11 protein-coding genes are annotated in these 12,128 nt (G+C 51.9%); 2 read left to right on the plus strand and 9 right to left on the minus strand.

The genetic code is table 11. The features are described 5' to 3' along the window. Nucleotides 1–20 precede the first annotated feature (20 nt). The 3 genes from ACR02O_RS24080 to ACR02O_RS24090 form a co-directional block, all read right to left on the minus strand. Nucleotides 21–1,247, minus strand: a complete 1,227-nt coding sequence (locus tag ACR02O_RS24080; protein ID WP_444512345.1) for a DUF1173 domain-containing protein — start codon at nt 1,245–1,247, stop codon at nt 21–23. 276 nt (nt 1,248–1,523) lie between these two features. Further along, on the minus strand, nt 1,524–1,832 hold the full coding sequence (locus tag ACR02O_RS24085; protein ID WP_064028461.1) for a hypothetical protein: 309 nt from the start codon (nt 1,830–1,832) through the stop codon (nt 1,524–1,526). Nucleotides 1,833–2,065: 233 nt separating this feature from the next. Beyond that, complete coding sequence (locus tag ACR02O_RS24090; RefSeq protein ID WP_064028463.1) at nt 2,066–2,755, minus strand: hypothetical protein; 690 nt, start codon at nt 2,753–2,755, stop codon at nt 2,066–2,068. A 230-nt stretch (nt 2,756–2,985) separates the two neighbouring features. On the opposite strand from ACR02O_RS24090, the gene ACR02O_RS24095 reads away from it, so the two are divergent. Together ACR02O_RS24095 and ACR02O_RS24100 are read left to right on the plus strand one after the other, a co-directional pair. Next, entirely contained in the window at nt 2,986–3,903 is a 918-nt protein-coding gene (locus ACR02O_RS24095; protein ID WP_494523507.1) for a DNA-binding protein, read from the plus strand. Next, nucleotides 3,900–5,606, plus strand: coding sequence for a site-specific integrase (locus ACR02O_RS24100; protein ID WP_494523508.1), 1,707 nt, complete (start codon nt 3,900–3,902; stop codon nt 5,604–5,606). Before ACR02O_RS24095 ends, ACR02O_RS24100 begins: the two co-directional genes overlap by 4 nt. 244 nt (nt 5,607–5,850) lie before the next feature. Here ACR02O_RS24100 and ACR02O_RS24105 read toward each other — a convergent pair whose 3' ends face one another. The 6 genes from ACR02O_RS24105 to ACR02O_RS24130 all read right to left on the minus strand — a co-directional run bounded on the left by ACR02O_RS24105 (nt 5,851) and on the right by ACR02O_RS24130 (nt 12,124). Then, nucleotides 5,851–6,189, minus strand: coding sequence for a hypothetical protein (locus ACR02O_RS24105; RefSeq protein ID WP_256611986.1), 339 nt, complete (start codon nt 6,187–6,189; stop codon nt 5,851–5,853). Nucleotides 6,190–6,424: 235 nt separating this feature from the next. Next, on the minus strand, nt 6,425–7,798 hold the full coding sequence (locus ACR02O_RS24110; protein ID WP_256612905.1) for an HD-GYP domain-containing protein: 1,374 nt from the start codon (nt 7,796–7,798) through the stop codon (nt 6,425–6,427). Nucleotides 7,799–7,802: 4 nt separating this feature from the next. Beyond that, nucleotides 7,803–10,508: a cation-translocating P-type ATPase gene (locus tag ACR02O_RS24115; RefSeq protein ID WP_256612904.1), complete on the minus strand. Its 2,706-nt coding sequence runs from the start codon at nt 10,506–10,508 to the stop codon at nt 7,803–7,805. Nucleotides 10,509–10,585: 77 nt separating this feature from the next. After that, entirely contained in the window at nt 10,586–11,155 is a 570-nt protein-coding gene (locus ACR02O_RS24120) for a hypothetical protein (protein WP_256612903.1), read from the minus strand. A 12-nt stretch (nt 11,156–11,167) separates the two neighbouring features. Continuing rightward, entirely contained in the window at nt 11,168–11,488 is a 321-nt protein-coding gene (locus tag ACR02O_RS24125; RefSeq protein WP_256612902.1) for a hypothetical protein, read from the minus strand. A gap of 18 nt (nt 11,489–11,506) precedes the next feature. Further along, nucleotides 11,507–12,124 carry a cation efflux transmembrane domain-containing protein gene (locus ACR02O_RS24130; RefSeq protein WP_256612901.1) on the minus strand — a complete coding sequence of 206 codons (618 nt, stop codon included), beginning with the start codon at nt 12,122–12,124 and terminating at the stop codon, nt 11,507–11,509. Nucleotides 12,125–12,128: the final 4 nt, after the last annotated feature.

Below are 12,128 nucleotides of genomic sequence, written 5' to 3' on the forward strand. Positions count from 1 at the left end.
AAGTCGTTGTGGATTGAAGGTTATACAGTTGCGGCATAGGCGATTTGAGGTTTCCCTTGTTGTGGTTCGAACGGTAAACCCGGTTGTTTTGGATCCCAGATGTACGACGCCGTCTGACTGTCGGCGATCAAACCATCGATTCCATCCGCTGATTCATCCCCGGCGCCGTCTCGGGCAATATAAAGTGCCAAGGGCATTCTGATATCGACCAGTACCGCCGACGCTAACGGTTTCGTTCTGGCCAGGTTGTAGCGCAAACATTTGCTGAACGAGCGGCCCTCCGCCACCAAATACTCGATTAGCGCCAATTCGTCGGCAGTTTCGAACGGAATCCATTGCGACGAGACATTCATCAAGCTGAGGTTGTCCAACTCCGCGTAGCCTGCTTGGTTAATCGAAAAAGTCGCAATAACAATCAAGTGGCTGGATTCGATCCCTCGCCACAAAAGCAATTCCGCATCGAACTGCTTAACCATGCGCTTATAGGTCTGGTCGTTTAGATAAAACGGGTGCTCCGGCAGATGCTTGATAACCAGCTTATGTCCGAAACGAGCCGGCTTGATCTCCTTGAGTTCGCCAATCAACATCCGAAAGCGATTTTGGTTGTCCGAGCAAGTCAAGGACTTCGCCGTTCTGGCGCTGATTTCATCCTTTCTTTCGAGGATGAACGTTTCCGGAATGAACACGATTTCATCCAGTGGCATGGCTTTGGCGACTTTTCCGGCGCAGGCCCCCAACAGGGCTTTGCGCAACCCATGCCAATTGCGCCGTGACTCGGTCGCTGGCGCCCAGCGCTGCCAACCGCTTTGCTCCCAGAGATAATGCAGCAAACCGCGCAGGCCGAGTTTGGCTTCGGACGCTTTAATGCTTGTCGGCTTGGCCGCTTCATCGGTTTCGGATGCTAGGGCCGGCGTTCGGCTTTTCCCTGGAGCCAGACGAAAGTCGAACTTCAATTGGGTAACGCCCGTATCGAGATTTTCTTTGATGGCCGATCCGTACACCTGACCCAAGCCGGACAATTCGGCCGGCGGTTCGTAGGATTCGCAGCCCGGATGATGGTGGCCGCCGGAATTGGGCATCCGTTTCAGCCAATATCGTTCATGGGCATAGGCAATATACAGTTCGACGCCGTCTGCCATGCACAAGCACAACGGCCGTTGCTTATTGGCGTACGCTCGGGCCAATATGTTTTGAAACTCCTCGTGAGCTTCGGTGAATTCGATACCGTCTAATCGATAATGGCTCATGGTTTGTCTGTTTTGTCAGAGGGTGAAGCAGCGTCTTCGGCATAGCTGCCAGTGCCACAGGCGCGGCACGACATATCCGGATGATGGGAACCCGGATTACAGATGTGGGGTTTGACATGAATGATCGCGAACGGCCTGTGCACGTCGGTACGGTTGGATTCAATCCCTTCCACTGAAGAAGAATGCCCGCCATGTTCCGCTTGACTCATAAAACCCACCCCAGAGGCCGCCAGGAATAAGGTGCATCCCATGAAACATGGGATGCGATTCGGTAAATTACATTCTCAAGTGATCCAAAATCAGATCACGCATTACTTCGAAATCGACACCTTCCGATTCGCAGCAGACTCGAAACGAAAAAGGCGACGTGTCGTCACTTTTCAACCATTCCAAGGCATCCGCCTTTTGTTCGTCGCAGACCCGTAAGTCTTTCAGCGAACTCAACATCGCCAGCAACAAACGGTAACGCAGCTCGTCGAATTCCGATTCCGTGAATTGAGGCAGTGCGTCCCAATCGATCACGAAGATATCGAACTGTTCGACGCTGGGATGAACCTGCACCGCTGTGTGTTTGCGCATTTTCATGAGATCCTCCTAAATTAGACGGAGGACTCCCCCTAAACGGAGAATTCCCCCGTTTAGGGTTTAAATTGACTGCCCGTCGCCGGGAGTCGTTAGATATGCTGATTATTTAGGGAAGCCAGCTACTTCCTTGAACGTTAGCGCGAACCGTTATATCAAAAACCGGAATTCAAACCCGCTGGCTAAATGCATCTGAAATTCACCTGCACGGCATCCCTGCCACGAAAGCTTAAAAGTTAGCCGTACCGCCGCGTCGATTTCGGTGCCACAGCCTCTGTCTCTTCCTCGCCATCTGTCTCGATATCCGCTAGATCTTTCCCATCGTCGGTATCGAGGTCGACACCTTTGTCAATCAAGGCTTGTGTAGCGGTTTCGACTTCGGTCGACTTGCCGCGGGCACGTGCTTCTCGGTAAGCACTACCGCGGAGGCTAATGATCCGGCGGGCCAGTTTCTGAATCCGCAGTTGCCATTGACGCTCGGTGTCCGCGCGCTTGTCGTTCGGGATGATGTTGCTTAGCCAAAGGGTGTCGACCAATTTCATGGCGTCGTCCATTTTCAGCATCAACGAGACGAACTGCGACACCTGAGGCGAGACAATTTCGATATCGTACCGACCGGGATTACTGTATTTGGGCGTTCCGGAAACACCGTTATCGTCTCTCAATTTCTCCAGCCGCTCGATTTCTCTCAGCAGATCTTGAGTACACGCATCGATCAACCCGGACACCGCCTCTTGTACCTGATCGATATGGTCCTTTTCGCCGATGATGTATAAAATCGTGTCGATCATGTACAGCGCGGACACGACGGATTTGAAGTAGCGTTGATGGACGCGTTTGCTATATTCGCTGTTGAGCACCAGCGACTGCGTAAAGCTGGGGCGACTATAGAGGTCTGTTCCGGATCCGGATTGGGTTTCGGCCATGGCTCACCTTCCTTTACTAAATTGAAAGGCTGCCATGCTAGCGTATTTGAAAATTCAAACCCGCTGGCTAAATGCCTCTGAAATGCACTTTGCCAGCGGGTCAGCTTCTGCATATTGCCACCCCTCCATCTGAAACGGACCAACGAAAAGGTTAGATTGGCGTGCCGGTCCCTGTTGCATGCCGTGAATTTCGTGCGAAGATGAATCATCTGTGAATTATGATTTCATCCATGTCTAATAGAACCGATACCTATGCCCTCGCTTACGAATGCTGCGATACCGTGTTAAGGGAAGACGGCCGCTTTCCGACCATCGACGCGATTCGGGAGCGAATCGGTGTGAATAGTCCGACCGTGATCAGCCGAGCCATCAAAGACTGGACACTGCATTTCGCCAACAAGCACAAAGAAACCTTCGAAAGGCCGGATATGCCGGCCGTAATGTTGGATACAGCCGTTTCGCTCTGGCAACTGGCCCTGAAGGAAGCCAGTAAACAGTTTGACGAACAGCGACAACAACTCGAAGAAAACGCCCGTAACGACCAAGCGCTGATTGTCCAATTGCAACAGCAGCTAGTAGACCAACAAACCCAATGGGACACCGAGCGATCGCAACTGAGCCAACACAACGAGGAACTTCGGCACACGAATGCCGAATTGGCGACTGCGCTGGCAGAGGCACGCCAATCGCTCAGCCACACCAACGCCGAATTGGCGAGCACCCGAGAAGCGTTGTCCAGAGCGGAAGGCAGTTTATCGACATCCAAAGCGGCACTGCAGGCACAGGAATCAGCCTGGTCGCATCGCTTCGATCAGCAACACGATTGGCATTTGGCTCGCATTGAGGAAGAAAAGAACGCTGCGCGTCAGGAACATGCACGGACCATTACCGCACTGGGACGCGAGCTGGAGGATTTTAGACTCGAACTGGCCACGGCTCAGGCGCGGATTACCCAATTGATGCAACAACTCAGCGATCGACATGAACACCAACTCAAGTGGGAAGCCGATCTGGCCACCTTACGCGCGCAATTAGCTGCTCGGGAAGTGGAGCTTCAGGCCGAGAAGGACAAATGCCGCCGATTGCACGAATTGGTCAGAAAGCAACGCCGGCCGGCCCAGAATACCCCCGATAAGGCGGCCGGATGACCCCCAACGAGCTCGGATTACTACGGGGATGGATACAAGGCTTATCCTGGCCAGTGCTCGGTGAGGCGTACTTGGATGACGCTGGTACCGCTGAGACCCGTCGCACCGTCATGGCCCTGTCCCGCACCCTCGCGCGCAAAGCTGAGCTGTTGAATTTGACAGCCGATGCAGCCATTTGGCAACAGCCGTGCACCGGCAGTGCCGAGTGGATTGACAAAGCCTTGAAGTCTTTGGATCGCCTGAAAAGCAAACCGGCGCCATTGCCACATCCGAATGAAGCCTGTAGCCGTTGGCTGCCAGCCGCGGCCGCGGCGCGCTTAGCGCAAACCGAAAACATTCACAGCCTGACCCAGTTGGCGGATTTCATCAACCGACATGGCCAGCGCTGGTGGTCGCAAATCCCGCGCTTGGGCCAAACATCCGCCACCGAGATTCAGGCTTTTTTTGCCGATTATGCGGAGGTATTGGGCCTCAGTCTGGATTTGGCTAAAAAACCCCCGGCACGCCCCCCGGTAACAGTGGGTTCGTCCGATATCGCCCCCATCGAACGATTCCGGCCACCCGAGCATCTGAGCGGGCAATCCGGCTCAAACCGCGCTCCGGTCGCTAGGTGTCTATTGGACGCCGGCAACGATTTCGAGGCGATTTTGGCCTGGTTGTCCTTATACGACGCCGGAACCCCGACCCATCGCACCTACCGGAAGGAAATAGAGCGGTTTTTGTTGTGGGCGATCTTTGAGCGCGGCAAGGCGATATCGTCGCTGACCACGCCGGATTGCGCCGAATTTCGCCGTTTCCTCGAAGACCCGCAGCCGGCCGAGCGTTGGATCGGTCCCTCTGGACAACGTTGGTCACCGCAATGGAAACCGTTCAAAGGTCCGCTGAAGCCCAGTAGTGCTCGGCAAGCCGAAATCATTCTCAGTGCCTGCTGCGACTGGCTGGTAGGCCAGCGCTATTTGGACAGCAACCCCTTCGCCGGCTTAAGCAAGCGCGGCTACGGGCGGCGCCAGGGCACCGATCGATTACTGTCTCCCCCGCTCTGGGACTATTTGATTGGCTTTGCCGAACGGCAAGCCAACAACTCCGCCACCCCGGACAATAAGCGGGCCGATCACCGGCGAACCTTGTTCATTCTGCGCTTCGCTTACTTAACCGGTTTACGTCTTCACGAATTGACCAAAGCGAGAATTGGCGATCTGGAACGCCTCACCGGTTACGACGGCGACCAATGGTGGTTAAACGTCGTCGGTAAAGGTAAGGTGCATCGCCAGGTCCCGATTGCTCCGCAGCTGATTGACGAAATCAATGCTCATTTGCGAGACCGGCAACTCAAACCAATTGGTTATGCTGTGCCGAACACCCCGATTGTCGGCAAATTACGCAATCGCTTAAGGGATGCGCCTGACGACGCGCAAAGCGCCGTTTTCCTCAGCGAATCGGCGCTGTACCAAAAGCTCAAGGCCTTTTTTGAAGCCGCCGCGGACGATATCGGTCCAACCGACCCTGTCGCGGCGGACAAAATCCGCCGAGCCAGTACCCATTGGCTACGCCATACGCATGGTAGCCACGCCGTTTACAAAGGGGTTCCGCTGGAAATCGTGCGGGACAATCTCGGCCACAAAAACATCGCTACTACCTCGATTTATGTACATTCCGATAAAGACTCGCGGTACAAAGCCATATTGGGAATGTCAGGTGATTAAGGCATTGCTTAGTGGGTGTTGTATTGTGGAAGCGACCGCTTTCGGGCGATGAAACAGAAGATCTGGCCGGCTCTTTACGACCCCAAGCAGCCGTTCGCCATCCAACTAATTGACAGTCCGGTCCCATCGACAGCGGACAGTCAAACTAACGACAGAACCCTTAACAACTGTCCGACTAACAAATTGAACAAGATAGTTCAGCGGCTGCTTGCCACAATTCTTCATGGCAAGCAGCACAAATCACTTACATCTGGCGATGCATTGCTGCCATACTTAAATTGGCCTCGGCGGCTTTTTCATAGGCGTTAATAAGAACTCGGCAATGGCTGACCAAAGTGTCGCCCTGTTTACCGTAAAGATAACTTTTTGACTGGTATTGGCTAAGCAGTTTTTTGTGCTCTTCAACTTTAAGTTGCAGTTCTTTGGCCGCTTCTTCGTAATGTTTCGCCAATGCCTCGTGATCAGCTTTGGTCGTTGCGCTTTGAACGGCTTGAGTCATATCCATCGGATGCGGGTTCATCTCACTACATGCCACTAAGATGCCAGCACCTAACAATAGGGTAATCAATAGTTTTGTTTTCATAGATTTTCTCCAGATTGAGTTGTTATTCATCGTTAATTTCGTCCTGTTTTTATAGTTTATGGAGTGATGAAAGATTAGAAATGACATCAATCCATTCTATAAATCTTTATATTTCAAGCACAAATAGTGCCATCATTAAAATCAATGAGTTAAATTCGTCTTTACCTGCTCTCGCGGCCGATTGCGCAATACTGGTGCAAACAAAGGTGTTGCCGCACCGTATTGGGTCAATCTCCTAAGCCGATGTGCGTGCAACTTCATATCTTGCCTTTCGAGCCTTAAACGCAGTGTTCAAAAAGTGTTCGCCAACAAGGCGTTGCAGCATTGCTTCCAGTTGAGATTCGTCTAAATCATTCACCTCTTGATGAAGACGCGGAGCAATCTTGGCAAAAATCGTTACCAGTTGAGGGTCAAAGTGGCTGCCACCCTCTTTAGTGAGCTTGGTAATAGCATCAACCGCTGGCCACGCGTCCTTGTACGGACGGTGCGAGGTCAGCGCATCAAACACGTCCCCGATAGCGAATATTCGTGCGTTCAGTGGAATGGCGTCCCCTTTAAGGCCTTGCAGATACCCGCTGCCGTCATATTTTTCATGGTGAAACTCCACGACATCCCGCGCACCGATCAACCAGTGCGATTTGTTTAGAATTTCCACGCCTAATGCCACATGCGTTTTCATGACCTCGAATTCATCCACTGTCAGTTTTTCCGGTTTCAGCAAAATCGGATCACGGATACCGATCTTGCCGACATCATGTAAAAAAGCTCCGGCAATTAGATCGCGCATATTATCTTGAGACAATCCGACCGCTTCACCCAGCCGCAAGGCGTAATAGGTCACCCGATAGTTATGATGGTTGGTTTCCGAATCGCGCTCCGCGATGGCGCAACCGAGCACATTCATGAGTTCAAGATTACCCTGTAAGAGTTCGCCGGAAAGCCTGATGACGCCTCGATTGAGGGAGAGGACAATCGGATACATCAATAGGCTGGTAAAGAAAATGCCCAGCGTAACAAAACCCAGCATACGGATTAGGTTTTGCTTCAAGGCGGCAAAGGTTTCCGGATCAACCTGATAGACGCCTTCGAAATACCCCATCGGCGAATCCTGTTCGCCACGTAGCGGAACCAGGGTGACTAGCCACAATTGGCCATGAATGAAATGAAGGTCGTGAGTAAACCCATCGGCTTTTGGAAATTGATGGCGATATTGATCGATGAAATGTTCGACAAATTCCTTTCCTTTTCTAACGGCTTCGAGCTTTAATTGCTTGTTGCGGTCGTATAATTCAACAATCAGAAAATGCAGGCTAACCAGTTGTTCAGCCAGTTGCCTCAGGTGTTCGGTCGATTGGGCATCGAGTTGTTCCAGATTATGGGCCGATGCCCCGCTGAATATCGCTGATTCCTTCAGCGCAAGGGCATGAACTAACTGCTCGGCTCTCTTGATCTCCAGCCATAAAATGGAACCGCCTACCGTTACGCTCAGGAACAACCAACCTAAAAGCAATCGAACCAGAATTTTTCGATGGATAAAGCGATTGGTGGACATCGCTTGTGGCGATTTCATCCTTTTAGATTGATAGCGATGTGATTGCTTGGTTTTCATTGTTCTAAGCAAACTTTTTAGCTCGATTAAGCAGGATTTTTCTGAGCTCTAAGATTGCCAAGGGTATAAATCCAACCCCGATCCAGACTACACACTGATGCAACGACACCGATTTGATCTGAAACAGGGTTTGCAGCATGGGAACATGGTGTATTGCCAACTGTAAGCTGAAACACACGGCGACAATCAAAAACAAACGCAAATTGGAGAACAAACCGATTTGCCAGATGACGCGTTGCTCGCTTCGCGCACCGAAGGCACGCAGCAAACCGGTAATCACCAGAGCAGTAAAGGCGGCGTCGCGAGCTTGATCAAGCGTATTGCCGACTATATGCAGTTCATAGGCAAACACGCCGAGCGTGACGCTCGCGGCTAATAAACCGGTGAATAAAGTCAGATAAAACAAATGCCGGTTGAGTAACTGGGACTGAGCCTGTCGAGGCGGGCGATTCAATACCCCCGGATCAATTGGATCGGTGGAAAGGGCCAAGGCCGCAAAACCATCGGTGACCAGGTTGATCCACAAAAGATGTAGCGGTAAAAGCGGTAATGGCCAACCCAACAGCACGGCGCCCAACATCACCAACAACTCGCCGGTGCTACTGCCCAGCAGGTAAGCCAAGGTTTTGGCGATGTTGTCATAAATGCCGCGTCCTTCTTCAACGGCGGCGACAATGGAAGCAAAATTATCATCGGCAACAATCATGTCGGCGGCTTCTTTGGTCACTTCAGTACCGGTAATGCCCATAGCGATTCCGATGGACGCCTCTTTGATAGCCGGCGCATCGTTCACGCCGTCTCCCGTCATCGCGACAACCGCCCCAGTCGCTTTCCATGCCCGCACAATACGCAGTTTATGCTCGGCTGTTACCCGTGCATACACCGAAACATGCGGTACGCGTTCCTTTAACTCAGCATCGTCCAAGTGGTCTATCTCGGTACCAATCAGAACTTCATCGCCCTTATCCATAATCCCTAATTCGCAGCCAATAGCTCGCGCAGTATCAGGGTGGTCGCCGGTGATCATCACCGTTTTGATCCCTGCCCGTTTGCATTTGCTGACGGCCTCTCTGGCTTCACCACGCGGCGGGTCCTGTAAGCCAACGAGTCCTAGCAAAATAAGCTGCTGTTCGATCTCGACATCACTACCGAATACGCCCGCACCGAAATGGATGCCTTCTAGTGGACGCTCTGCCACGGCCAGCACTCGCAACGCATCGTTGGCCAGTAAGCGATTGGCCTGAAAAAATCGAGTGCGGTCGATTTCAGTCAATGCCCTGACACCTTGGTCGGTACGAATCAACGTGCAACGGCTAAGAACGACTTCGGGAGCACCTTTGACAAAGGCCCAGGGGAAATTAGCCTGACGACGGATAACGCTCATGCGTTTGCGGTCAGAATCAAAAGGGATCACCGCCAAACGCGGCATGTCCGTTTCAATGGCAGAACGGGTAATATTCGCTTTCGCGGCGGCCACCAATAACGCCCCCTCGGTAGGATCGCCTACGACAGTAGATCGGCCATCGATTAGCGTGAGTTCGGCATCGTTGCATGCCGCCGATGCTCGCAGCAAGGCGAATAATTCGGGGCTTTCCGAAGGGAAACTTTCCACGTTGCCAGAGAAGAATGTGCCTTCCGTGGCGTAACCTTCACCGGTAACACGATAGAGGTTTTGCGAGGTCACCAACTTGCGGGCCGTCATTTCACCCATCGTCAGCGTGCCGGTCTTGTCGGTACAAATCACCTGGGCACGGCCTAGCGTTTCAACCGAAGCCAAACGTCGTACCAAGGCATGACGCTGAACCATACGCTGTACACCCAAAGCCAGCGCAATCGTTACCACCGCCGGCAACCCTTCGGGAATCGCCGCGACGGCAAGACTCACCGAACTTAGGAAAAGCTCAAAGGGGGCGATGCCTCGCCATAATCCCAGCCCAAAAATTAAGCCGACGATGCCGAAACATGCCATCAACAACAGACGCCCAACTCGTTCCAGTTGGCGTTGCAATGGCGTTTCTCCGCTTTCGGCCGATTCGAGCAGTTTCGCTATGCGGCCAAGTTCGGTTTCCATGCCGGTATTAACCACCACTGCGCGAGCGGAACCACCGGTCACACTGGTACCGAGAAAAACCATATTGCGCCGCTCAGCCAGCGGTGTGTCCAATGCCAAGCTATCGGTACACTTAGCCACGGCTTGCGACTCGCCTGTGAGCGGGGCTTCATTGACGCGAAATACGGATGCTTGAATAAGGCGGGCATCCGCCGCAACCAAATCGCCCGCTTCGAGTAACAGTAGGTCGCCCGGAACGACTTCAGTGGTTGTGATCACCAAACTATGGCCATCCCGAACCGCTCGGCAATGCGGCGCTGTTAAACGAGCGAGTGCGGCTGCCGCTTTCTCGGCCCGATACTCCTGGAGAAAGCCAATGACCGCATTCAAGATCACGATAGCGATGATGGCAATACCGTCGATGACTTCACCGAGTGCGACGGAAACGGCCGCTGCGCCAATCAGTACCCAAATAACGAGACTTTTAAACTGGCTGATAAGAATCACCAAAGCCGAAAATCGCTTGCCCTTATCCAGTTTATTTTGCCCATATCGAGCAAGTCGCTTTTTCGCCTCATCGGTGGAAAGTCCCTGTTCCATATCGGTCGCAAGCAGACCTGCGGTTTCGATTGAAGATAGCTTGTGCCATGTATGCGTCATGACACACCTCCCTTTAAACATATCGATAATGTCAGAGATAACGACCGGTGGCAGCGTGGGATTATCAAAACGAGTCCCTATTCCGGAATACTGCCCAATAACGAATCCACTGCGGTAGAAACCGCTAGATCGACCCTTTTATCGTTTATTAGCACGCCAAATACCCCACCATCCCCGACCAAACAAATAACGCTGTCCCGCCATAGCAGCAAACCTTTCTCCTTGTCGTAGAGAAAGCCTGCCACTTCCACCTTATCCTGGCTGCCAACCACATTGAGATCGATAAGGGCTAAGACCATGATCCAGCGTGCATCCGGCGGACCAAGGCGTTTTATCAAGGCAGGATCGGCGGCCCGTAGACTATCGTTGGTCAGGGTAGAGCTCTCGCGTGAATCACTCAGGATCACCGGGTATCCTTTCCGCTTCAGTATCGTTGCCGCCTTTTCGCGTAAGGGTTCTTCGAGATATGCCGCAACCTGTTTATCGATTCGCGCATCAACGGCTGGCAGTAGCGTAATCTGGCCTATGGATTCAGGCTTAAATTCCGAAGCCCGGTAGAATGCCGGCTGGGTAACGGCACATCCTTCCAGCAAGAAAAGCACACCGACTAAGGTGATTAGAATTGATTTATGCCAACGGATAGTCATGTCTCACCCCCCTCACTCTTTCTGGCGATGCAAATTTGCCATCATCAAATTTTCCTCAGCCGCCTTTTCGTAGGCATTGATCAATGCTTGGCAATGTTCTTTAAACCCTTCGGCTTGCCGGCCATAAAGATAGCTTTTAGCCTCATATTGGCTCAAAAACATCTTGTGTTCCTGAACCTTGGCCTGCATCTCCTTAGCGGTTTCTTCATAATGCTTTACCAACGCCTCATGCTGTACGGCCAGGTCCAAATCCATCGAATGAGGCTTGATTTCGCTACAGGCCGCTAGTAAGCCTGTCATTAAAAGCAAAGTGATCAGTAATTTTGTTTTCATAGGTGATTTCCAGATAGTTTAAATTTTCGGATAATTAATTTCTTTGAGCGCGGAACGGATAACACGGAATGAAGAATTCAGCAGCAGCATGACAAGACAGGATGCGACGACAATATCCGCCCATCCCGATTCAAAGTACCAAACTGCTCCCGCTGTGATAAATACCGATAGATTTGACGCTATATCATTTCTTGAACATTCCCATACCGAGCTCATATTGATGTCTTCGTTTCTGTGCTTCCACAGCAAAAATAGACATAGCGAATTTGCAGCTAGGCCCGCCAAACTGAAAATACCCATAATTTCGTAAGATGGCAGTACAGGCTCAATCAGCCGCAGAATGATTTGCGCCAAGACCACACACGCCCCGATCAATATCAAACTACCCTTAAATAAGGCCACTTTCGCCTTAGTGGTCGCTTCTTTAGAAACGGCGTAAAGGCTTAAGCCATATGTCAACGCATCGCCGAGATTGTCCAGGCTGTCCGAGAGCAGAGCCGTTGATTTTCCGTAAACGGCCCCGCCGACAATGACGACAAACATAACCGCATTAACAACGAGCACGGCTTTAAGCGTGCCGCGTTGTCGTTCGCGTAATTTCTCAATTGCGCAGTTATTTTCACAACATGAAGCCATATCA

Source organism: Methylomonas sp. PHL2-19 (assembly GCF_059331595.1).

Coding starts and splice junctions, on each gene's coding strand:
- ACR02O_RS24100 (WP_494523508.1), top strand. CDS start 3,900: ATGACCCCCAACGAGCTCGGATTACTACGGGGATGGATACAAGGCTTA.
- ACR02O_RS24095 (WP_494523507.1), top strand. CDS start 2,986: ATGTCTAATAGAACCGATACCTATGCCCTCGCTTACGAATGCTGCGAT.
- ACR02O_RS24110 (WP_256612905.1), bottom strand. CDS start 7,798: ATGAAAACCAAGCAATCACATCGCTATCAATCTAAAAGGATGAAATCG.
- ACR02O_RS24115 (WP_256612904.1), bottom strand. CDS start 10,508: ATGACGCATACATGGCACAAGCTATCTTCAATCGAAACCGCAGGTCTG.
- ACR02O_RS24105 (WP_256611986.1), bottom strand. CDS start 6,189: ATGAAAACAAAACTATTGATTACCCTATTGTTAGGTGCTGGCATCTTA.
- ACR02O_RS24090 (WP_064028463.1), bottom strand. CDS start 2,755: ATGGCCGAAACCCAATCCGGATCCGGAACAGACCTCTATAGTCGCCCC.
- ACR02O_RS24120 (WP_256612903.1), bottom strand. CDS start 11,155: ATGACTATCCGTTGGCATAAATCAATTCTAATCACCTTAGTCGGTGTG.
- ACR02O_RS24125 (WP_256612902.1), bottom strand. CDS start 11,488: ATGAAAACAAAATTACTGATCACTTTGCTTTTAATGACAGGCTTACTA.
- ACR02O_RS24080 (WP_444512345.1), bottom strand. CDS start 1,247: ATGAGCCATTATCGATTAGACGGTATCGAATTCACCGAAGCTCACGAG.
- ACR02O_RS24085 (WP_064028461.1), bottom strand. CDS start 1,832: ATGAAAATGCGCAAACACACAGCGGTGCAGGTTCATCCCAGCGTCGAA.
- ACR02O_RS24130 (WP_256612901.1), bottom strand. CDS start 12,124: ATGGCTTCATGTTGTGAAAATAACTGCGCAATTGAGAAATTACGCGAA.